The organism is Kribbella sp. NPDC055071, assembly GCF_053608045.1.
Genome location: NZ_JBSGUS010000013.1, coordinates 183,867 through 206,058, shown reverse-complemented (window position 1 = coordinate 206,058; position 22,192 = coordinate 183,867). Strand labels below are relative to the sequence as shown.

Here is a 22,192-nt window from a genome sequence, read left to right as displayed (position 1 = left end):
GAGGACGGATGAAACGGGTCGGCCTCAGCGGCCGTAACATCATCGCGAGCGCGCTGCTCGCCGTGATCATCGGAGCCGCGTTCGCCGTGCTGTTCTCGTCCGTCACCGAGCTGCGGGGTCTGGAGCAACGCGCGAAGCAGTCCGAGGACGTCTTGGTCGCGACGAACCGGCTCGAAGGCGTCATCGTCGACATGGAGGACGGCCAGCGCGGCTTCCTGCTGACCGGATCCGATCAGTTCCTCCAGCCCTGGGAGGTCGGCCGGACAGAGTTCCCGGAGCAGGCGACCGCGCTGGAAGGCCTCGTGGCCGGCAGCGCTCAGCAGCACGCCCTGGCTGTCGCTCTCACCAAGGCAGGCAACTCGTACCTGAATGACTACTCCATCCCTCTCGTCGCAGCCGCCCAGCGGAACAGGGCGTCCATCGACATCCAGTCGGCGACAGCGGAGGGAAAGCGGCGGATCGACGCGATGCGCACGCAGTTCGGTCAGCTACTGACCGCTGAGCACCGGCTGGCGATGGAGCGGCAGGACCGCGCGGACGACGTCGAGAACCGGGCGATGATCGCCGCCGCCGGCGGCCTGACCGGATCGGTCCTGCTGGTAGCGCTGTACACCTGGATTCTGAACCGGAGCATCCTGCACCCGATTCGTCGTACCGCCACGATGGCCGGTCGGCTCGCCGCAGGCGATCTGGGCGCGCGCGTCTCCGAGCACGGGGTGGGCGAGCTGGGAGTGCTGCAGCGGAGCTTCAACACGATGGCCGCGGCCGTCCAGCAAAGCCGGCGGGAGCTCGCCGGGTCACGCATCCGGATCGTCACAGCCTCCGACCGGGCCCGTCGGCGGATCGAGCGCGACCTGCACGACGGTACCCAGCAACGGCTCGTCGCACTGGCCCTGCAGCTTCGCGCAATCGAGGAGACCGTGCCGCCGGAGCAGCCGGAGCTGCGCAAACAACTCGAGAGCGCCGCGCGTGAGCTCACGGTCGCGCTCGACGAACTGCGCGAGTTCTCCCGCGGCATCCACCCCGCGATCCTGACCGAAGGCGGCCTCGCCCCGGCCCTCAAGGCGCTCGCTCGCCGCAGCAGCGTGGCCGCCGAGGTCACCGTGGACATCCCGGCCAGACTCCGCGAGCCGGTCGAGGTGTGCGCGTACTACGTCGTGTCCGAGGCGCTCGCCAACGCCGCCAAGCACGCGGCGGCATCGGTCGTGTGGATCAACGCCGCGGTCACGGCCGACGGCTTGGACGTGTCGGTCCGCGACGACGGCAAGGGCGGTGCCGATCCCGCCCGGGGGTCCGGGTTGATCGGGCTGGTCGACCGCGTCGAGGCGCTGGGCGGCACGATGTCGGTGACCAGCCCGCCCGGCGAGGGCACCACGCTGGAAGTGGTTCTTCCCCTCGCCGGGCACACCTCAGCTTGACCGGGCCCGTCGTACGACGGCGTCGAATCCGGCCGCCAGCAGCAGCACGGCACCGGTGACGACCCATTCGTAACCGGCCGAGTTCGAGCCTTGGATCAGGTCGCTCATGCCGTTGATGATGACCGCGACGACCAGGCCACCGAGTACGGCGTCGATGATCCGGCCATGTCCGCCGAACAGCGACGTACCGCCGATGACCGCCGCACCGACCGCCAGCAGCAGCGTGTTGCCCGCGCCCGCGTTCGACTGGACCGACTGCAGGAGTGACGCCGCGATCAGGCCGGAGATGGCCGCCATGCCGGAGCAGATCACGAAGACCGAGATCCGGACCCGGGAGACGACGATGCCGGCCCGCCGGGAGGCCTCCTCGTTGCCGCCGACGGCGTACAGGTGCCGGCCGTACTTCGTCCGGCTGAGCAGGAAGTTCCACACCACGAACAGGATCATCAGCAGGACGACGACCCACGGCATGCCCTGGGCCTTGTTGCTGAAGAACGCGTTCGTGGTCAGGTTGCGGTTGACGCCCATCTCGTACGTGAAGCCCGCACCGAGCAGCGCAAGCACGATGACCTTCACCGCGATCACGACGAACGGCGGCCGGGACAGCCCGGACCGATCGCGCCCGCGGGCGTCGTTGAGCTTGACCGCCGCATAGCCGACGACCACCACCGCGAGCAGCACCCAGCCGAGCCAGATCGGCACGAAGCTGTTCTCGAGCTTGATGATCGGCGAGTTGTCCGGCAGGATCACCGACCCCTGGCCGCCGATCAGGATCAGCGTGATGCCCTGGAACGCGAGGAACGTCGCCAGCGTGATCACGAACGACGGGATTCCGACCCGCGCCCGCAACCAGCCCATCCCGAAGCCGATCAGCAAGCCCACGACCAGGCCGACCACGACCGCCAGCCACCAGGTCTGCCCGTGCCGCAGGATCAGTACTGCGGTGATGGCCGAGCAGAGGCCGCCCGTCGTACCGGCCGAGAGGTCGATCTCGCCGAGGAGCAGGACGAAGACCAGCCCCATCGCCATCACGATGATCGGCGCGGCCTGGATCACCAGCGCCTCGAAGTTGTAGGCGCTCAGGAATCCCTGGTGGACCAGGGAGAAGACGGCCGTGATGACGACCAGGCCTGCCAGTGCCGGCAGGGATCCGAGCTCGCCACCACGCACGCGCCCGACGTAGTCCTTGATGTAGTTGCCCAGGGCCCCTACCCCCGCAGCGGGTGCGTCCTTACGGGGTTCGTCCTGCTTGACGAGGTCGTCGGTCGAGGCGCTCATACCGCCGCTCCGGTCGACTCTTCGCGCGACAGGCCGAGGTCGCCCGACCGGCCCGCGGTGATCAGCTCGACCACCTGGGTCTGGGTCACGTCGGCGCGTCTGACCTGCGCCGCCATCCGGCCGAGGAACAGGACGCCGATGGAGTCGGCGACCTTCATCACGTCGTTCATGTTGTGCGACACCAGGATCACCGCGACGCCTTGTTCGGCCAGGCGCCGGACCAGCTCGAGAACCTGCTCGGTCTGCGCGACGCCGAGCGCGGCCGTCGGCTCGTCGAGGATGACGATCTTCGACTGCCAGAGCACCGACTTGGCGATCGCCACGGTCTGGCGCTGGCCGCCCGAGAGGCTGGCGACGCGTTGCCGCACCGAGCGGACCGTCCGCACCGACAGCGAGGTCAATGCCTGGCGAGCCAGCTTCTCCATCTCGTTCTCGTCGAGCGTGCGGAACCTGGTCGTCTTCTCGCGGCCGAGGAACATGTTCTCGACCACGTCGAGGTTGTCGGCGAGCGCGAGGTCCTGGTACACGATCTCGACCCCGAGCTGCGCCGCGTCCCTCGGTCCGGTCACCACGTGCGGCACACCGTCGAAGAGCAGTTCACCGGCGTCGACGCGATACGTACCGCCGATGCATTTCACCATCGTCGACTTGCCCGCGCCGTTGTCCCCCACCAGCGCGGTCACCTCGCCGCTGTAGGCGGTGAAGTTCACCGACTGCAGGACGTGGACCGGGCCGAAGGACTTGTCGACACCCCGCAGTTCCAGGGTGGGTTGGTCGCCCATCAGGGCAGCTTGATGCCGTTGGCCGCGCAGAGCGTCACGAGCGCGGGGGTGGGGCAGACCGCGGAGGCCGGCACGTAACCATCGGTCACCGGGAGGGCGACGTTCGCCTTCGTGATGACGGTCGGGTCGGCCAGGTACGACGGGACCTCGCGGCCGCTCGTCGGGTCCTTGACCGTGGTCGGCGCGGTCGGCTTCTGGCCGCTGAGGATCTGGGCCGCGAGCTTGATCGCGACATCGGCCTCACCCGCGACCGGCTTGTAGATCGTGAACGCCTGCGTGCCGGCCATGACGTTGTCGAGACCGCCGGCGGTGGCGTCCTGACCCGAGACCGCGACCTTGCCGGCCAGGCCCTGGGCCTTCAGGACGTTGATGACCGACTGCGCCATCGTGTCGTTGGCGACCATCACGGCGTTGATGTTGGGGTGCTGGCCGAGCATCGTGGTGAACACGGTCTGCGCGGTCGCGGCGTCCCAGTTGCCGGTCTGGTCGGCGAGCTTCGTCCAGCCCGGTTGCTTGGACAGGACCGAGTTGTAGCCCTGGGCAAACAACGTCGCGTTGTTGTCGGTCGGCGCTCCGTCGATCTCGACGTAGTTGACCGCGCTCTTGCCCTTGACCTCCGCGGCCTGGGTCAGCGCGGTGCCTTGGTCCTCGCCGACCTTCACGTTGTCGTAGGAGACGTAGTACGACGCGGTGCCGCCGGCGGTCAGCCGGTCGTAGTCGATCGTGACGACGTTGTGCTGCTGGGCCAGAGCCTCGATCGCCTTACCCGAGCCCGAGTCCAGGTTCACCACCAGGAGAACGCCCACGCCCTGATTGATCAGAGCCTGAGCCTGCGACTGCTGGGTGGTCGCGCTGTTGTTGGCGTTGTCGATGTAGCAGGTGAGCTTGTTGGCGTCGCACTGCTTCTTCAGCTCGGTCGGGTCGGCCGAGACCCAGCGCGGCGACGACGCCGTGTCGGGCAGCAGGATGCCGACCTTCGTGTTCGCCGGCGGTGCACTGCCCGTCGAGGTCGTCTTGTTGTTGCCGCAACCGACCAGCCCGGCCGTCATCGCAGCGGCGACTCCGGTCATGGCTACGGTGGTGCGGAGAGTTCTACGCATGTCCCAGGGAGCCTTCATAGGGACAGGCTCCGCCTCGCCGGACCGTCGTTCATCCTGGCGAGCGCCTATCTTGGTCTACCGGCTAGCCAGAAGGACGCCGTACCGGGTAGCTGGAGGGATTGCGGGCCGCTACCTTGCTGGGTGTGAGGGACACTGTGAGGGATTCATGGACAGCTTGATCCTCCAGACGGCCATCGGACTCATCTTCGTCTTCGCGGCGTTCGCGGCCCTGGTCTCGGTGCTGACCGAAGCGGCCGCTCGATTCATCGGTCTGCGCGGTGAGTATCTGCTGCGCGGAATCCGCTCCCTGGTCGACGGGGAGAGCGCGTTCGAACTGCGGTGGAGGGACCTGCTTCGGCGTACGTCCGAGGCACCCGCCACCCGAGCGGGTGAGACCCAGGACCCGATGGTCACGAAGATCGTCTCGCAGCCGATGGTGTCGCGGTCGGCGGACAAGGGTGCAGCGCCGGCCAACGCGGGCAACGCGAAACTCAGCGCGAAGGACCGGCGGCGGCTTCCGTCGTACGTCTCGGGGCGTTCGTTCGCGCGGGCGTTGATCGGGGTGCTGGTGCCAGACATGTCCGGCCGGACGACGATCGACGACATCTCGGTCAAAGTGCAGGAAATGGCTGCGGACAATCCGCTGAAACAACCTCTTCTCGGCCTTCTCGCCGAGGCCGGGGACAATCTGGTGGCATTCCGTCAGGGCGTCGAGGAGTGGTACGACGACCACATGGCGAGGGTCTCCGGGTGGTACAAACGCCACGTCCGCTGGATTTCCCTGGCGTTCGCGACGATCGTCATCCTGGCCTTCAACGTCAACGCCGTAGAGGTGACCCGGTCCCTCTACTCCGACCAGGCCCTCCGCGCCTCGGTCGTCACCCAGGCCGTGAATTCATCCGACTGCGGTACCAAAGATCCCGCCGTCTGCCTCAACGACCTCCAGAAGGAAATCCGCGAAGTCAGGACCTCCGGCCTCCCCCTAGGCTGGGGCACCGTCCCCACCTGCGCCGCCCCCACCCACTGCAATTGGCTGGAAAGATATGGTCTGGCCAACCCCGACAAAGGCCTGTCCCACGACATCCCCTATTTCCTCGTCATCCTGCTGGGCTGGGCGCTTATGATCCTCGCCGTGGTTCCCGGCGCCCGATTCTGGTTCGACACCCTTTCCCGCCTCAACACCCTCCGCTCCACCGGCCCCAAACCCTCAACCACCTAGTCAGGTGATCGCGGTGGCTTCGATGACGCTGAATGGGGTGTTCGTTTCGATGACCTCGGTGAGGTGCAGGTTGGCGGTGTTGAAGAGGGCAGCGTAGGCGGAGGTGGTGCGTTCTCGGCCGCCGGGCATGACGAGCATGTTGAGGTCGGACAAGGCTGCTTGGGCTTCGCGGCCGGGGCGGTCGAGGATTTGTTCGACGACCAGGACGACGCCGCCGGGGTTGAGGGAGGCTGCGCAGGTCCGGAGGATCTGGGTGCAACGGTCGTCCGGCCAGTCGTGGAGGATCGACTTGATCAGATAGGCGTCGGCCGGCGGGACGGACTCGAAGAAGTCGCCGGTCATCGATGACCACCGCGGCGCCACCGCTTCGGTCATTGGCTGCTTGGCCACGACATGCGGAAGGTCGAAGACGACGCCCTCGACGTGATCGTGCTGATTGAGCACCGCATCCAGCAGAATTCCCTGACCACCGCCGACATCCACGACGGTGTTGACCTTCGAGAAGTCGTACGCCGAGGCCACCGCCGTCCCGACGTACCAACTGAGTCCGGTCATGTTGGCGTTGAAGATTTCGTTGTATTCGGGTCGAGTCTCCCGATAAGTCCAGACATCGACACCGTGCACCGCCTCGAACGCGTTCTCGCCCGTCCGCACGCTGTGCGCCAGATTCCCCCACGCCGCCCACAGCCCGGGATCCTGCATCATCCGGGCCAACGGCCGCAGCGTCCCCGGTACGTCGGAACGCAGCCGCTCCCCCAGCGACGTATTCGAGTACACCCCGTCCTGTACGGCGTACACCCCGACAGCCACCAGAGCCCGCAGCAACCGTCCCAGCGTCTCCTCGTCCGCCGTCACCACAGCCGCCAACTCTGAGACGGTCCGCCCTGACCCTGCCAGCGCGTCCGATACCCCCAGCTCGGCCGCGACGCTGAGCGCCGCGGACAAGCGGAACCCCGTCACCATTTCCTGCAGATCCACCCCATCATCCATACCGCCGATGATGCGCCCGATCGCCCGGAAAAGGAGGGGCTCAGGTCAGGTTGTCGAGGTGCTGTCTCGCGGCGGTCAGCCGGGCGGCGGCTTGGCTCAGGTGGTCCGACGCGGCGGCCAGTTCGCCGTCGGCCTGATCCAGGACATCGCCGGGGTCGGCATCGGTGCGGGACTGGATGACGCCGGCGAACCGGGGCAGCCCGAACGAGCTCATCAGGAGCGTCGCGGTCGACATCAGCGTCCGGAGCTCGTGGAACTCCGCCACCAGCGCTTTGGCCGCCACATCATCGGCCGGGCGGCGCCTCGACACCTCGACCGCGCGCCGCAACGCCGCGCTCGCCTCCTGTAACGAGTCTTCCGCGCTCTCCGACACCGGCCGCCGTCCTCTCCCGTCAACCTGCTCAGCGGTAGGAGTGCTCCGCAGTGGGAGTCAAGGCGCAACGCCACCAGACCACGGCCTGAGTTGCAAGCGGTCGGCGCGAGGCGTGGACGAATCGTGACCATCACTGACAACGCCCGGTTCAACCAGGATTCAGACGGCGAACACCTGTGAGTCATCCGCGAACGCCTTGAACTCGAGCGCATTTCCGGCCGGATCGAGGAAGAACATCGTCCACTGCTCACCGGTCTGCCCCTCGAACCGCACGTACGGCTCGATGACGAACTCGGCCTCCGCCGCCCGCAACCGCTCGGCCAACTGCTGGAACTCGGGCACGCTCAGGATCAATCCGAAGTGCGGCACCGGTACGGCGTGACCGTCGACGGGATTGTGGATCGCCCGGGTCCGCTCCGGCGCCACATGCGTCACGAACTGGTGCCCGCGCAGATTCCAGTCGATCCACGTCTCCGAGCTGCGGCCCTGCTCCAGCCCGAGCACCTCGCCGTAGAAGCGTCGCGCCGCCTCCAGATCGTCGACCGGCATGGCCAGGTGGAACCTCGGGATCGGTGAGTCCAGAACAGTCATCTACGTCCTTCCTGAGGAGTTGCTTCCAGCGGTGGGTACGGCGATTCCGGCAGACCGATGTTGCGCCAGACGAACCGCGGGATCCGGGCCAGGAATCCCCGCAGGAACAGGGAATGATGAGCGATCGTCGGATGGTTGTGGACACCCGCCGAGAACCACGCCCACTCTCCGGCGATGCTGAACTCGGCCGGCGAGCTGGCCATCAGGTACTCCATCTGCCGCGGATGGATCACGTCGTACGCATATTTCTGGTCCTGCGCGCGCACGGAGAACTTCTCGTTGAACTGCTGGCTCTCGAACGTGATCCCGCGCCCGCGGCGCGCGACCTGAAGCGGCGGCATCTGGACCGGCAACTGGAACCCGAGGATCGGCTCGCTGTGGTTGTCGGTCACCGTCCGGGTCTGGCTCCGGCCTTCGCTGTCGGTATAGGTCTCGGTGCGGGTGGTCTTCCAGCGATGCGTGAACGCGACGAACGGCGGCCCGTCACCGTCGCGACCCCGAATCACCTCACTCGTGGAGTGATCGTGCCCGCCCCGCGTCACCGCCGTGAGCTCGAGCAGGCTGTCGTCGACACCGACCCAGTACCAGTCCGGGTGATGGTAGAAATGCAGTCGCGGCGGCAGCGGCGGCTGGATCCACCGATCGACCGGCGCGGCATCGATCGCGGCGGCGACACTGCCGAGCAGCTCCAGCCAGGGCGCGAGCAACTCCGGGTCCTTGTGCGGCGGACCCAGCGACGTCAGCTGATCGCCGTCGATGCTGATATTCACACCGGTGTAGCCGGCGGCGACAGCGCTCAGCCGCTCGCACACCTGCGGCGTGAGCACGGCCGCCGCGAACTCGGGGTCCGCCGCGCCGATCTGCCAGCCCGGTCCCAGTTGCGCGGGTGACGCGATGATCGTCGCCTCCACGCCGTACCGGGGACGCGTCTCGCCGGCCGTGATCCACAGCTCCGGAAGGTGCCGGGACAGACCGGCCATCCCGATCCAGCCGGACCAGTGGTCGGACTTGTACTCGATCACCTGGAACGGACGGCCGAGGCTGGTCAGCCCGGTGATCTGATCGTCGGGCTGACGCGCGAAGCCGATCCCGAACGGCGGATTCCCGAGTCGCGCGACCGCATCGAACGTCGGACTGTTCACGAACGTCCATCCGCGGTCCCGCAGCGACTTGATGTACCGCTGCCGCCGGACGATCGCGATGATCCCCCACAGCAGCCCACCGCCACCCACTACAGAGGCGGCGATGATCCACGTCGCCTCGCCGGCCACTCCAACCATCGGGTTCACCAGGAAACTCAACCACACCGGCGGTTCAGACTCACGGAGCGACGAGCCCGAACCGATGCGCGACCGCAGCCGCCTCCGTGCGCGTGGTCACCTCCAGCTTGCGCAGGATCCGGGCCACGTGGGTGGCGACGGTGTTCGGCGAGACGAACAGCTCCCGCGCGATCTCGGCGTTCGACAACCCGCGAGCCAGGGTCTTCAGTACGACGACCTCGCGCGCCGTCAGCCCGAGAGCGGAAGCCGGTACGTCGTCGGACAGGCCGGCACGTTCCGAAAGTCCGTCGATCTCTGCGAGCAACGGTACGGCGGACAACCCGGCCGCGATCGCCCGTGCCTCCTCGAGCCGCCGCCGCGCACCGGACTTGTTGTTCGACCCGAGCGCCGCCTTGGCGGCACTCGTCAACGCCAGCGCGATCTCGTACACGTCACCACGCCGGCGCCACGCCTCGACCGCCGAGTCCCACGCGGCGAGCGATCCATCGGCGAGGGCATCACCGCTCCGCAAGACTGCCTCGACATCGAGCCATTGCGGCTCCGACACGGGAATCTTCCGCCTGAAATCCTCGGCGCGCACGGTCAACTGCTGCTTGCCGCGAGCGGCATACTCCAGTCGGCTCGCCGCCAGGTACACCCCAGGCCCGGTCGAATCGACGTCCAGGTACTCCGGCAGGACGGCCAACAGGTCGGCCAGCAGCCGGTCGGCCGCGGCGAGATCGCCTCGACCGATCTCGAGCATGATCCGGACCGGCACAGACTGCCGCCACAGCTCTGTGGCCGTGCCGGGCGACACAGGCATCAACGCGAACTGTTCGGCCGCGTGGTCGTACTCGCCGCGCCGTGCGGCTATGTCGGCCACGAGCAGCCGCAGCGACGCGTCGTACCAGGCGGGAGGACCGGCGGCGAGCGCGGTGTCGAGCAGGCTCAGGGCTTCGTCCCAGCGGCCAAGCAGGATCAGGGCTGTTGCCCGGTTCTGCGCGAGCATCGATCCCCGGGCCCGCATCCGGCCCCAGCTCTCGGCGAGGCGTTCGGCCTCCTCGAGCAACGCGACCGCCTGCTCGAGCTCGCCGTTCAGGTTCATCGCGAGGCCTTCCCACTGCAGCGAGGTCAGCTGGGTGTGCTGATCGCCAACGGCCGCCGCGGCTGCCCGTGCCTCCTGGAGAAGTTCCGCGACCTTGACCGGGCCGCCTTCGTGCAGGAGGACACCTCCGAGGATCAGCTTCGCGTCGGCCAGCACCTGAAGGTCGCCGACCCGCTCGGCCAACTCCAGCGCCTGCTTCGCATGCTGCCGTGCCGCGGTCCCAGGAGATCCGACGAACTCGGTGAACGCCAGCCCGGCCAGCAACCGGCCACGCAACGCGTCAGCGGTCCCTTCCGGAACCAGCTCGAGCGCGCGCAGCAGGTCATCGGTTCCGCCGCCGTCGATGCGGCACTGCAGCAGGCCGCGCAGCCGCAGCAATGCTGCCCTCCGCAGGGGTTCCTTGACCGCGTCGATGTCGGCGAGCGCAGCGGACGCATGCTCGACGCCGGCCACCGAGCGGCCGGTCGTGAACGATGCCTCGGTGGCCAGCTCCTGCACAGTTGCTCGGGAGACTCCGATGAGTTCGGCGGATTCGGCGGTCCAGAGGGACAGGACGCGGTCGAGCAGGTTGAGGTGTTCGTCGTACGCGTATTGCCGCTCCGCGGCTGCGGCCGCCTGCCAAGCCGCGACGAGGGCCTTGGCCGGCTCACCGGCGACTGTCCAGTGCTCGGCCAGCGCGGCGGACGAATCCGATCCAGCCGCGATCGCCTCGGCGTACCGGGAGTGCAGGCGTCGCCGCTCCCCCGGCAGCAACGCGCCGTACACGGCCTCGCGGATCAGGTCGTGCCGGATCGCGTAACCGTCGTCGTGGACCGCGACCTGATGACGTTCGATCAGCTCGCGTACGGCGTCGTCCACCGGCTCACCGGACACCTCGGCCAGCAGTTCGTCGGACACCGTGCCACCCGCGACCGCGATCGTTGCGAGCACCTTCCGGGCCGACGGAGACAGGTCGGCTACGCGGTCAAGGAGCAGGGTGGTGAGTCCGTCGGAGTTCGCCGTACCGGCTGCGCGAAGCGCCTCGACGAACAGCGGGTTCCCGTTGCTGCGGCGATGAATCGCGCTGCTCGCAACCGGGTCCGGCGGCCGTCCCTCGATCGCCGCCAGTAAGGCGCTCACCTCTTGCCGACCGAGCGGCGCGAGGTCGAGCCGCACCACCTCGGCCCGGCGACCGATCTCCGCCAGCAACTGCCGAGTCGGATGCCCGGACGGCAGCTCGCCGGTCCGGACGGTCCCGATCAGCAGCACGGCGTGTGCATCGAGATTGCGGACCAGATACACGAACAGCTCTCGACTGGACGCATCCGCCCAGTGCAGGTCCTCGACCACCAGGACCAGGGGACGCTCCGCGGCCGCCTGTAGGAGGAGGGCGAGCACCTCACCGAACAACCTCAGGTGTCCGCCGGGAGCCTCGGGGAGCGAGAGCTCAGGCAGCCAGCCCGCGAGGGCCGAGCCGCCGACCGGCAGCGCGGCGCGAAGCCGGTCCGGGCCCCACTCCCGCAGCAGATTCCGGAGGATCGCCACGAACGGAACCCAGGGCGTGCCGTCCGCGCCGAGCTCGAGACAGTCACCGGTCAGGACCAACGGCGTCCCGCCGATGTCGCCGACCGCGGTCGAGACGAGCCGGGACTTCCCGATCCCGGCCTCCCCCGACACCAGCACGGTCACCGACTGACCCGACTCCACCCGCGAGTACGCCGTACGCAGCGCAGCGAGCTCGGACTCACGGCTGATCAGCACCGGGCTGACGACGGCGGTCGGCATGCCGTCATCCTCGCATCACCGGGGTCCCGGTCGAGATGTCATCAGATCTGGTGACGACCGGGACCGGCGTCGACGACGAGGGTTGGACCACAGCGATTCGACAGATACGGAGCAACGAGATGAGCAAGAACAGCAACCGGACCGTGGTCGGCAACCTCACCCTGTCCCTGGACGGACGCTTCAACGGGCCGGGTGGCGACTACGACATGAGCTGGATCGGGCCGCACGCGGTCACCCCCGGGTCGCTCGCACACATGATCCGCGTGACCTCGCCGGCGACCACGGCCCTGCTCGGCCGGAAGAACTACGAGGGATTCGGCGGCTACTGGCCCACGGTCGCCGACGACGAGCACGCACCCGAGGAGAGCCGGACGTTCTCCCGCTGGCTCAACGAGGTCGACAAGGTCGTCTTCTCCGCGACGTTGACCGAGGCCCCCTGGCAGAACAGCCGCATCGCGACAACCGACCCAGCCACGACGGTCAAGGACCTGCGCCGCGAAGAGGGCGGCGACATCATCGTCCTGGCCAGCTCCAGCATCATCCGAGCCCTCCTCGCCGCCGACGAACTGGACCAACTCTCGATCACCCTCGCCCCAGAACTGGTAGGCGGCGGCTCCCGCCTCTTCGACGACACCCTCCCCGCCACCTCCTGGACCCTCACCCACTCCACCCCCACCGAAAGCGGAGCCCTCTGCCTCCTCTACAACCGAACCCGCTAACCCATCCCGACCCCCGCCCCACCCCCACCCCCACCCCGACCCCCGCCCCAGCCCCCGCCCCAGCCCCGGCCCAAGCCCCACCCCAGCCCCAGCCCGCCCGCCCCACCCCACCGCCCACCTGATTCGACTTTGTGCACCAGATCCGTACGAACGGCGCTCCAGAACACGGATCCCATGCACAAAGTCGGCGGAACCACGGACGTCGGGCGGGCCGGGGCTGGTCGACGTGACCGCGGACGTTGGGTGGGCGGCGCTGCTGTTCGGCGGCTTCTTTCTTCTGGCTAGTTGGAGGTTAGGGCTGGGGGGAGGGGGTGGGCGTGGATGATGTGTAGGCGGGTTACGGCTCGGGTGAGGGTTACGTAGAGGCGGTGGAGGCCTCGGGGTTCGGCGGCTACTATTTGGGCGGGTTCGGCGACTATTACTGTGTCGAATTCGAGGCCTTTGGCCAGGGTGGCTGGGACGCAGACCAGGCGGGTCGCGTCCAGCTCGTCGTCGGTCTCGCCTAGGAGGCTTGGCTGGAGGGCGGCCGCGGTTAGCGTGTCTCGTAGGCCTGCGATCTCCGAGTCGGCGGCGATCAGGGCTACCGAGCCCTCGCCGGCTAGCGCGGACTTGCATGCGGCGACGACCGCGTCCGCGTACGTCGACTCGTCGGTCTCGACGATCGCGAGTGCGTCGGCGACCGTACGGATGCCGGTGGGAACCCCAAGCGTCGGTGCGATCGCCGGCAGCAGCCGGGCCGCGAAGTTGATGATCTGCGCCGGCACCCGGAAACCCCGGTCGAGCTCGGCCACGAGCGCGTCCGACTTGTCGAGGTGCTCTAGCACCCGCTCCCACGGACCCGCGGCCCACGCGGTTGTCGCCTGAGCCAGATCGCCGAGGATCGTGGTTGAACCGGTCCGACACCGACGCCCCAGCGCCCGCAACTGCATCGCCGACAGGTCCTGCGCCTCATCCAGCACGAGGTGACCGAGCGACCCGGTACGCCGTTCGATCAGATCCTCGAGCTCGTCGAGCAGAACCGTATCCGCGAACGACCACTTCGCCGACTTCCACGACCGCGCCGGCTTCTGCCACAAGAGCGCCGTACGGTCGTCCTCCGTCAGCTCATCGCCGCCGACCTGCGCCAGGAACTCGGGATCGGACCACAGCCGGTGCAGGACCTGCTCGGGTACGACGCGGGGCCAGACCGCGTCGAGGAGATCCTTCACCGGTTTGGAGCGGGCGACGGCGTTCTGGACCCGATCGTCCGGCGACTCGGCCCGCTCCTCCATCCGAACCAGGACCTTGTGCGCAAGCCGCTGCGCGAGTGCATTCCGCCCGGGCGCATACCTGGTCGACTCGCGCAGGTCCGAGACGATGTCGACCACCTCGTAGTCGTGCACCCGGTAGCGCCGGGATCCCTTGCTGTAAAGGATTCCGTCGGTCGGCGTCCCGACGTACGACCACAACGCCCGCCGCAACACCCCGGCCATCCGGGCATCACCCTTGAGCCGCTCGGCCTCCGGCTCGTCAACGACCGTGGCAGGCCGAGTGATCAGCTCCTCGATCGTGATCTGCCGTACGTCGACCTCGCCGAGCGCGGGCAGGACCTTGCGGATGTACGACAGGAACGAGCGGTTCGGCCCGACGATCACCACCCCGCCGCGGCTCAGCCGCTGGCGCTCGGTGTAGAGCAGGTAGGCGACGCGGTGCAGACCGACCGCGGTCTTGCCGGTGCCGGGTGCGCCCTGCACGCAGACGCTCGGGTGCAGCGGCGCCCGGACGAGATCGTCCTGTTCGGGCTGGATCGTGGCGACGATGTCACGCATGGGACCGGTGCGAGGCCGTTCGATCTCGGCCCGCAGGAAGGTGTCGGCCTGATTGTTGTCGACGGCCCCGATCATCGGCTCGTCCTCGAAGCCCGTCAGCTCGGCCGCGTCGGAGAACCCGTACCGGCGCCGCAACAGGACCCGCTGCCGATCGCTGCGGGTGGCGCGATAGAAGGGCACCGACACCGGCGCACGCCAGTCGATCACCAGCGGGACCCCGCTGCCGTCGTGCACATGGCGGCGACCGATGTAGATCTCGTCGTGGTCCTCGACCGTACCGGCCTCGTAGTTCAGCCGGCCGAAGAACAGTGGCACGTCGGGCAGGTCGAGCAGCGCCTGCGTGCGTTGCTCCTTGGCGCGTTGGTTCGCCTCGTTCGTGAACCGTTCGTCGTTGTCCTCGCCACCGATGATCGGTACGTCGCGGACCTCGACGTCTTGATGCATCCGGCGCAGCGCGGCGCGGGCGGTGGCGAGAAAGGCGCGTTCGGTCGCGAGTTCTGGTTCGGCCATGAGAGGACCCCTCGAATCAGCGGATGGACAGGGTCCCGCCCCGGAGTCAACCCATCCGGTTCGATTCGATCCCGAAAAGACAGGCCGGGGACGCTACCACCCGTGTCCCCGGCCTCGCCACTGAATTAATTGCCGAGCTTGGCGCGCAGCCAGCCCGGGATGTACTGGTCCTCACGCGGGAACTCGGCCAGATCGGCCGCGTAGATGTCGTCGTCGACCGGCATCGACCAGGCCGGCTCGTGGTCGTAGTCGAAGTCGGTCTCGAAATGCCCGTCCGGCGTGATCGTCAGCCGCGCGGTCAGCCACGCGCCCTTCCCCGGTTGGTACATCTGTCGCCGCAGCGTCTCGAACCCGTCCTCCAGCCCTTCGGGCAGCGGATCGACCTGGTCGGCCACCCCGTCGGCACCGATCAGGTCCGCGTCGAACTCGGCGTACGTCGCGGTCGCCAGGTACGTCGCGGTCACCGATCGCCACCCGCTCGGCAGGTCGGCCACCAGAGCCCGGCCGATCGTGTCGAGCGTTTCCATCTCGTTGGCCATCTCGGTCAAGTCTCCCGGCCTGTTCGTTGTCGGTTGTCGGAGTAGATCTGGCGCGGTGATCGTCTGCCCTCGTGCCGGTGGACCGCCGTTCGTTGCGACGGGCGCAAGGCGGGGCGGTCCGACCCGTCGTCCGGACGATTCGGATAGGCGATATCGATGGACGCATGCACCTGGATGCCGGACTTGCGCATCGCGTGCCAGGCTTGTTCCATCTTGCGCCAGTTCGACTTGTCTCCCCGCTTCGCAAGATTCTGGTCGCTCGCCTGGGCCGTGAGGTTGATCTTCTCGCCAGGGCCTCTGAACTGGGTCGGCACAGCGTGGCCGCCGTTGTCGCCGGGCAGCCGATCCGGCACCCCGGCCTGCCGCTGAGCGTACTCGTTACGGCGCTCGGCGTTCTCCTTCGAGGGCAACCTGTCCAGCCAGCCCTCGACGTGCTTGAGCCGCGCGGCCTCGTCGGTCACGAAGATGTACCGCTTGTCGACGACATAGACCGAGGACGCCTTCGGGTTGCTGAGGTTCGCGTTCCAGGCGTCCTTCTTCCCCGAGTCCTCGTGGAAGACCGGAAGCTCGGCGTACTTCGCCGGCACGACCGGATCGTCGTTCGGCCCGTACCCGACCGCCGCGACGTCCTTCGGGTGAGCAGGCTGCTCCGGCTGAAATCCCGGCGTGCTGGCCATGGCCCCCCTTCGCGGCAGTCAAGTGGTCTACACAGCCTAAGAGAAACCCGGCTCCACCCGGAACGCCGGGGAGCGTGTCGACAGCTCCGATCAGCGACGGTCCTCGGGGCGACGTACGCGAACCTCATACCGGCGCCGCCCGGCAGCTGGAGCAGGCTCAATGCCTCCGCCTTCACTCCGTACATCGAGCAAACGGCGTCCCGGAGCGTCGCCGGGCTGCCGTTGAAGCTCTCCTCCAACAGGTAGAGCAACCCGCGGGCCTGATCGACATCGCTAGAGGTCGATGACGACCTTGCCGTGCACGTGCCGACCGGCCTGTAGCTCGGCCGCGCGGCGGATCTGCCCGACCGGGAAGCTCGCTGCGATGGGCACCTGGAGTTCACCCGCCGCGACCAGGCGGGCGACCTCTTCCAAGGCACCCGGAGCCGCGCTCCCGCCGTTGGCTCTCGGCACGCCGTCGACTTGCGCGGCGATGGTGCAGATGCGGCCGTCCGGGACTCCGAGCTGCCGTGCGGCCTGCACTGTCTCCACCCCATACAGGTCGATGGCGGCGGTGACACCGCCGGGAGCGAGGGCCCGGACCCGGTCGACCAGGCCCTCGCCGTAGGCGACCGGCTCGGCTCCGAGATCGCGCAGGAACTCGAACGACGCGGGTGATCCCGTCCCGATCACCCGTGCTCCTGTCATCCGGGCCATCTGGACCACGAACACCCCCACCCCGCCCGCCGCGCCGCCGATCAGAACTGTGTCGTCGGGGCCGAGAGCGGCCGCGGCAAGGGCGGCGGATGCCGCGCGACCGGCGATGGCGAGGGTGGCGGCGGTACGGTCGTCGACGCCGTCGGGGGTGTGATGGGCTTCATCGGCCGCGGTTGCCACCGCCACGTCGACGACCACATAGTCGGCGACCGCGCGGGACAGGGCGCCCCCGAACACCCGGTCGCCGGGAGCGAAGCCGGTCACCCCGGCACCGATCTGGTCGACCACGCCCGCGTAGTCGGTCCCGAACCCGGTGGGAAGGCTCAGTCCGAACCGAGCGGCGGTGTCCGCGTCGGCGGTGATGATCCAGTCCATCGGATTCAGGCCGGCCGCGGTGACCCGCACCCGGACCTGTCCCGGGCCGGCCTCCGGAGCGGGAACCTCACGAAGATCGAGGACCTCAGGTCCGCCGAACGCATCGAGCCGGACTGCCCTGCTCTGGCCGGCCGGCGATTGATCGCTGAGTTGCTGCATGTGCGCCTGTCTCCTAGGAGCTGAGGGAATACCTTGAAACGGACTATGCTCCGGTTACATGGACAACCGTAGCACAGCCGGAGCGTGATCCGTTTTGACCGACGCAGAGCTGCGCGCACCACGGGCCGACGCGGCCCGCAACCGCGGCCAACTGCTCGCGGTGGCGACCCGCGTCTTCGCGTCGGCTGACACCGAGCCGTCGATGCGTTCGATCGCCCGCGAGGCCGGAGTCGGGATCGCCACGCTCTACCGGCACTTCCCGACCCGCGAGTCGCTGGTCGACGCGGTCTACCGCGACCAGGTGGTGCGGTTGACGACCGGCGCCCGCGAACTGCTCGGCCGGATGCCACCGGCGACGGCACTGCGGCACTGGATGGACTTGTTCGGAGACTGGGTCGCGACCAAGAACGGCATGCTCGACACGCTGGTGGCGATGATCGAGTCGGGCGAGATCTCCCATGGGCAGGCCCGCACCGAACTGCTGACGGCCATCACGACGATTCTCGATGCCGGCCACGCGGCGGGCGACCTCCGCTCCGACGTCACCGCCGACGACATCGCCGCAGCTCTGATCGGCATCTTCACCGTGGCCCCCCGGCCCGACCGCGAAGCCACGGCCGGTCGCCTGCTCAACCTCTTGATGGACGGCCTCAGGCCCTGGCCGGCTCAGCGGTAGGCGCGGGCCTGGAGTTCGAAGAGTTCCGCGTAGCGGGCGCCGTTCGCCAGGAGTTGTTCGTGGCTGCCGACCTCTTCGACGCGGCCTTGGTGCATGACGACGATGAGATCGGCCATCCGGACCGTGGAGAAGCGGTGCGAAACCAGGATCGTGATGCCACCGGTCTCCGCGGCCGCGATCTTGGCCGCCGTCGCGTACTGCTCGTACAGCCGATGCTCGGCCTCCGGATCGAGCGCGGCGGTCGGCTCGTCCAGCAGCAACAACAACGGCCGCTCACGCATGAACGCGCGCGCCAGCGCGAGCCGCTGCCACTGGCCACCCGACAGCTCGACCCCATCGGTGAACTTCTTGCCCAGCTGAGTATCCAGCCCACGCGGCAGCCCCGCGATCACCGAGCCCGCGTCACCCCGAGCCACCGCCGCGAGCACCGCACCTTCGTCCGACGCCCGCTTGATGTCGCCGAGCCCGACCACCTCGCGCGCCGTCAGCTCGAACTTCACGAAGTCCTGGAACCCGGCCGACGACTGTGATCGCCACTGCTCCGGAACGAGCGTGGCGAGGTCCACCCCGTCGACCAGGATCCGCCCGGTCGTCGGGTCGTACATCCGCGCGAGCAGCTTGACCAGCGTGGTCTTGCCGGCGCCGTTCTCCCCCACCAACGCCACCGCCGACCCGGCCGGCACCCTGAGATCGATCCCGGTCAGTACGGCGGAATCCGAACCAGGGTAGGAGAATCCGACGTTCCGCAACTCGATCCCCGACGTCAGCCGTGCAGGTGCGGGTGTCACGCTCGCCTTCCACGAGTTCGCCTTCGCGTACTCGCGCAGCCAGTCGTACCGGCTGAAGCTCCGCACGACCTCACCGACCCAGTACACGTTCTGCGCGATCCCGCCCGTCATCTGATCCACCTGCGGTGCCAGCAACAGCACGAGTACGACGTCGCCCGCCGACTGCTGCCCGTTCCGGGCCCGATAGACGATCCACACGACGGCCGCGGCGTACGCGAGCCCGAACACCAGGCGGACCGAGCCGTCCACCTTTCCACCCCATCGGGCCGCCTCGACCCGGCGCCGGAACCGCTCGGTCTGCAACGAGAAGATCTTGTCCAGCAAGACCTTCCCGAGCCCGAACACCCGCAGCTCCAACCCCGTCCGCGGATCCTTCGCCACCTCGATCAACCGATCGACCAAGCGCTCCTGCTCGAGTGAGTCCTCCCAGGCCTTCTGCTGCCGCGTGCTGCTCAGGTACGCCGACCAGATCCGCGCGGCACCGAGCAACGGCAGAATCAACAGCAATGGATGCACGGACCCGAGCAGCGTCAACACCGTCGCGGTGTTGGTCACGGTCGCGAACACCCAGAGCAGGACCTCGGCCCCAAGACCCATCCGCCACGCGCGCTCGCGGACGAGCTCCAGCCGGTCCGCGACATCGGGCCGCTCGTGATGCGACAGCCCCGGTATCCCGGTGGTCACGTCGAGCAGGTCGGCGTGCACCCGACCGGCCATGCGATCCTGCGCGGTGTCCTGGAGCGGCCAGCCGACCACATCTGCGAGGAACGTCACCGCCAGACCACCGACGATGATGCCGATCCCCCACCCGATCGTGCGGGACGAGTCCGACGCAATCCCCTCGACCAAACGGCTCACGCCGTACGTCGAGGCCGGTGCCGTGATCGCGCGCACCGCGACGAGCACGGTCGACACCGCCATCAACAGCGGCGCCGCCCGGAACGACGTCGCCAGCCACAACCAGAGAATCCGGAAGCTACGCATCGATCGGGTCCTCCGGCGCTGTCACGTACCGCTCGGCTTGTAATCGGAACATCGACGCATACGTCCCGTCCCGGGCCAGCAACTCCTCGTGCGTACCGTCCTCGACGATCCGCCCGCCGTCGAGCACGCAGATCCGGTTCGCATGCCGAACCACCGAGAAGCGGTGCGAGATGATCAGCGACGCGACCCCGGCCGTGAGCTCCAGATACCGCTCGACCAGCTCGGCCTCAGCCCGTACGTCGAGCGCCGCCGCCGGCTCGTCCAGCACGAGCACACCGGCCCCCGCGTGTACGGCGAACAACGCCCGCGCCAGCGCGATCCGCTGCCATTCACCGCCGGACAGGTCGACACCTCCGTCGAACGTCTTGTCGAGCACGGTGTCCCACCCGGCCGGCAGCCCCCGCACCACCTCGTCGATCCCCGCCTCCCGGGCGACTTTGGCGAGCGTGATCTCATCGTCCGCGCGCTCGATCGCGCCGTACACGACGTTGTCCGTGACCGACAGCGGGAACCGCAGGAAGTCCTGCACGATCGCGGCGATGCGCCGCTGCCACGCGGCCAGGTCGAGCTCGGCGAGATCGACGCCGTCGACGGTGATCCGGCCTTCGGTCGGCCGGTACGCACCGCCGAGCAACTTCACCAGCGTGGACTTCCCGGCGCCGTTGATGCCGACGAGCGCGAGTGCCTCGTGCGCATGGATGGTGAGGTCGAGACCGCGCAGTACGTCGACGTCCGAGCCCGGATAGCGGAAGCTCACGTTCTCGAAGCGGATCTCACGCGCCGGCATCGTCTCGACGCGGTGGACCCCGGCCGCCTCGACCTCGGGATGCCGCTCGGCGATCCGATCCGGCAACTCCTTCATCGCGCGCAGCGCCGACAACCCGCGCCGCACCTGGACCACGCCGTACGAGTTCATCGACACCGCGACGGCAAGGATGGCCGGGACCGTGGTCGCGACCTGGGTCAGCGGGAGGTCGCCGTTCAGTGCGGCCCGGCCGACGAACAGGATCGCGACCGCGTTCGCGGCCAGATGCAGGCCACCCATCGCGATCGACCACTTCACGTTGTTCCGGCGCCGGTCCCACACCACCTGGTACGCCGCGGTCCACTCCCGCACGTACCGCTCGACCAACCAGGTGTGCAGACCGAACACGCGCAACTCCTTGGGCGCGTCACGCATGCCGAGATCGAAAAGGTAGTTGGCTCGCCGCTGCTCCTCGGTGTTGCCCCACCACACGTCGATCTCGCGCTCGATCAGGCGCCCGCCGTACCACTCCAGCAGTGCGGTGACGGCGACCAGCATCGCGGCGATCCACCAGGAGAACATCACGCCGACGATCACGGCCGAGCCGATCAGCGTCACCCGGCTGCCCAGCAGGAAGGGCAGATTCCCCAGTCCTTGGGCGAGATGGAAGCCGCCTTTACCTTTGGCTCGCTCCTGGACGTCCAGCACCTCGGTGTCCTCGAGATGGGCGATCCGGCGCGGAGTCAGCAGCGGCTCGGTGATCCCGGTGCCGATCTCCCGCGTGAGCGCCGCATCCATCACCAGCGAGGAGACCCGCTGAACCGCCGGAACCAGGCTCTGCACCACGAACACGGTCAGCAGTCCGCCGAGCAACCAGCAGAATGCGGTGAACGACATCGCTCCCGGGGCAGCGTCGATCACACCCGGGACCGCTCCGACGACCTGTCCGGTCAGCAGCGTCACGCCCATCCCCAGCACCGCGCCGAGGATCGCAACGCCCACAGTCAGGATCGTGCTCCCAGGTGTCACCCGCCACGCGTACCGCAGAAGAGTCACCATTCCAGAGACCGTAACGACCCCGACCGACAAAAAGTACCGAGTTTCCAGAAGCTGCAGGGTTTTCGGTCAGCACCGCAATGGTCAGCACCGCAATGGTCAGTCGGTGATCGGTGCCGCGTGTGCCTCGGCGTACCCGGCGGCCGCGAGCCGATCGAGCGTCTTCTCCAGTACGGCGGTGTCCTCGAGCGTCCGCACCTCGGTGATCTTCCCCCAACGGATCGTCAAGAACTGATGTACGACGTTCTCGTACTGCGAACCGTCGACGACACCCACGTGGACAGTGACCGCGGTGGCGACCCGCGTGTTCCACGGCCAGCCGTTGACCACGATGTCCTGGACGTCGAAGCGGGTGTCGGGCAGCAGGCGGAAACACCGCTCCCACCAGCGCCGCAGCGCGTCGTGGGTGTGCCGCTCACCGGACAACGCGTGGTCGCCGTAGAACCGGTAGGTGAACGCGGGCGCCATCCCCGCGACCATCGCCTCCCAGTTGCCGGCGCTGATCTCCCGGAACGCCTTCCGTACCTGTGCCGCCACGATCCGGTGATACATGGGACTCCCCTCGTCGGCTGATGTCACCA

At 68.3% G+C, this 22,192-nt stretch carries 19 protein-coding genes; 4 read left to right on the top strand and 15 right to left on the bottom strand.

Going from position 1 to position 22,192, the window contains the following annotated elements; all coding sequences use genetic code 11:
• The first annotated feature begins 8 nt into the window (after positions 1-8).
• Positions 9-1,418, top strand: a complete 1,410-nt coding sequence (locus tag ACWF4Z_RS22540) for a CHASE3 domain-containing protein (protein ID WP_452245082.1) — start codon at positions 9-11, stop codon at positions 1,416-1,418.
• Here the strand turns inward: ACWF4Z_RS22540 and ACWF4Z_RS22535 are convergent.
• The 3 genes from ACWF4Z_RS22535 to ACWF4Z_RS22525 are packed head-to-tail and all read right to left on the bottom strand — an operon-like array spanning position 1,410 to position 4,596.
• Complete coding sequence (locus ACWF4Z_RS22535; RefSeq protein ID WP_452245081.1) at positions 1,410-2,696, bottom strand: sugar ABC transporter permease; 1,287 nt, start codon at positions 2,694-2,696, stop codon at positions 1,410-1,412. The two genes, ACWF4Z_RS22540 and ACWF4Z_RS22535, sit on opposite strands and share 9 nt — an antisense overlap.
• Positions 2,693-3,478 carry an ATP-binding cassette domain-containing protein gene (locus tag ACWF4Z_RS22530; protein ID WP_452245080.1) on the bottom strand — a complete coding sequence of 262 codons (786 nt, stop codon included), beginning with the start codon at positions 3,476-3,478 and terminating at the stop codon, positions 2,693-2,695. The genes ACWF4Z_RS22535 and ACWF4Z_RS22530 overlap by 4 nt, the downstream gene beginning before the upstream one ends.
• Positions 3,478-4,596 carry a sugar ABC transporter substrate-binding protein gene (locus tag ACWF4Z_RS22525; RefSeq protein WP_452245079.1) on the bottom strand — a complete coding sequence of 373 codons (1,119 nt, stop codon included), beginning with the start codon at positions 4,594-4,596 and terminating at the stop codon, positions 3,478-3,480. The genes ACWF4Z_RS22530 and ACWF4Z_RS22525 overlap by 1 nt, the downstream gene beginning before the upstream one ends.
• 148 nt (positions 4,597-4,744) lie before the next feature.
• Here ACWF4Z_RS22525 and ACWF4Z_RS22520 point away from each other — a divergent pair, with 148 nt between their 5' ends.
• The gene (locus ACWF4Z_RS22520; protein WP_452245078.1) at positions 4,745-5,797 is read left to right on the top strand and encodes a hypothetical protein; all 1,053 of its coding nucleotides are present in this window, start codon (positions 4,745-4,747) and stop codon (positions 5,795-5,797) included.
• On the opposite strand, the gene ACWF4Z_RS22515 is transcribed toward ACWF4Z_RS22520, so the two are convergent.
• The 5 genes from ACWF4Z_RS22515 to ACWF4Z_RS22495 all read right to left on the bottom strand — a co-directional run bounded on the left by ACWF4Z_RS22515 (position 5,798) and on the right by ACWF4Z_RS22495 (position 11,879).
• Positions 5,798-6,787: a methyltransferase gene (locus ACWF4Z_RS22515; RefSeq protein WP_452245077.1), complete on the bottom strand. Its 990-nt coding sequence runs from the start codon at positions 6,785-6,787 to the stop codon at positions 5,798-5,800.
• 40 nt (positions 6,788-6,827) lie between these two features.
• A complete protein-coding gene (locus ACWF4Z_RS22510) occupies positions 6,828-7,160 on the bottom strand; it encodes a hypothetical protein (protein ID WP_452245076.1) in 333 nt (110 codons plus the stop codon).
• Between the two features lie 159 nt (positions 7,161-7,319).
• On the bottom strand, positions 7,320-7,751 hold the full coding sequence (locus ACWF4Z_RS22505) for a VOC family protein (RefSeq protein WP_452245075.1): 432 nt from the start codon (positions 7,749-7,751) through the stop codon (positions 7,320-7,322).
• On the bottom strand, positions 7,748-9,031 hold the full coding sequence (locus ACWF4Z_RS22500) for a DUF3137 domain-containing protein (protein ID WP_452245118.1): 1,284 nt from the start codon (positions 9,029-9,031) through the stop codon (positions 7,748-7,750). Before ACWF4Z_RS22500 ends, ACWF4Z_RS22505 begins: the two co-directional genes overlap by 4 nt.
• 40 nt (positions 9,032-9,071) lie before the next feature.
• Complete coding sequence (locus ACWF4Z_RS22495; RefSeq protein ID WP_452245074.1) at positions 9,072-11,879, bottom strand: ATP-binding protein; 2,808 nt, start codon at positions 11,877-11,879, stop codon at positions 9,072-9,074.
• A 119-nt stretch (positions 11,880-11,998) separates the two neighbouring features.
• Between ACWF4Z_RS22495 and ACWF4Z_RS22490 the strand changes: the two genes are divergently transcribed.
• Entirely contained in the window at positions 11,999-12,598 is a 600-nt protein-coding gene (locus ACWF4Z_RS22490; RefSeq protein WP_452245073.1) for a dihydrofolate reductase family protein, read from the top strand.
• Between the two features lie 281 nt (positions 12,599-12,879).
• Here ACWF4Z_RS22490 and ACWF4Z_RS22485 read toward each other — a convergent pair whose 3' ends face one another.
• The 4 genes from ACWF4Z_RS22485 to ACWF4Z_RS22470 all read right to left on the bottom strand — a co-directional run bounded on the left by ACWF4Z_RS22485 (position 12,880) and on the right by ACWF4Z_RS22470 (position 17,362).
• On the bottom strand, positions 12,880-14,916 hold the full coding sequence (locus ACWF4Z_RS22485) for a HelD family protein (protein ID WP_452245072.1): 2,037 nt from the start codon (positions 14,914-14,916) through the stop codon (positions 12,880-12,882).
• Between the two features lie 125 nt (positions 14,917-15,041).
• Positions 15,042-15,455 (bottom strand): hypothetical protein, encoded by a 414-nt coding sequence (locus tag ACWF4Z_RS22480; RefSeq protein ID WP_452245071.1) that lies wholly within the window; start codon positions 15,453-15,455, stop codon positions 15,042-15,044.
• Positions 15,456-15,460: 5 nt separating this feature from the next.
• A complete protein-coding gene (locus ACWF4Z_RS22475; RefSeq protein WP_452245070.1) occupies positions 15,461-16,132 on the bottom strand; it encodes a DNA/RNA non-specific endonuclease in 672 nt (223 codons plus the stop codon).
• A gap of 273 nt (positions 16,133-16,405) precedes the next feature.
• On the bottom strand, positions 16,406-17,362 hold the full coding sequence (locus ACWF4Z_RS22470) for an NADP-dependent oxidoreductase (protein WP_452245069.1): 957 nt from the start codon (positions 17,360-17,362) through the stop codon (positions 16,406-16,408).
• Between the two features lie 94 nt (positions 17,363-17,456).
• On the opposite strand from ACWF4Z_RS22470, the gene ACWF4Z_RS22465 reads away from it, so the two are divergent.
• Complete coding sequence (locus tag ACWF4Z_RS22465) at positions 17,457-18,038, top strand: TetR/AcrR family transcriptional regulator (protein ID WP_452245068.1); 582 nt, start codon at positions 17,457-17,459, stop codon at positions 18,036-18,038.
• On the opposite strand, the gene ACWF4Z_RS22460 is transcribed toward ACWF4Z_RS22465, so the two are convergent.
• The 3 genes from ACWF4Z_RS22460 to ACWF4Z_RS22450 all read right to left on the bottom strand — a co-directional run bounded on the left by ACWF4Z_RS22460 (position 18,029) and on the right by ACWF4Z_RS22450 (position 22,163).
• A complete protein-coding gene (locus ACWF4Z_RS22460) occupies positions 18,029-19,810 on the bottom strand; it encodes an ABC transporter ATP-binding protein (RefSeq protein ID WP_452245067.1) in 1,782 nt (593 codons plus the stop codon). The two genes, ACWF4Z_RS22465 and ACWF4Z_RS22460, sit on opposite strands and share 10 nt — an antisense overlap.
• Positions 19,803-21,614, bottom strand: a complete 1,812-nt coding sequence (locus tag ACWF4Z_RS22455; RefSeq protein WP_452245066.1) for an ABC transporter ATP-binding protein — start codon at positions 21,612-21,614, stop codon at positions 19,803-19,805. The genes ACWF4Z_RS22460 and ACWF4Z_RS22455 overlap by 8 nt, the downstream gene beginning before the upstream one ends.
• 96 nt (positions 21,615-21,710) lie before the next feature.
• The gene (locus ACWF4Z_RS22450) at positions 21,711-22,163 is read right to left on the bottom strand and encodes a nuclear transport factor 2 family protein (RefSeq protein ID WP_452245065.1); all 453 of its coding nucleotides are present in this window, start codon (positions 22,161-22,163) and stop codon (positions 21,711-21,713) included.
• Positions 22,164-22,192: the final 29 nt, after the last annotated feature.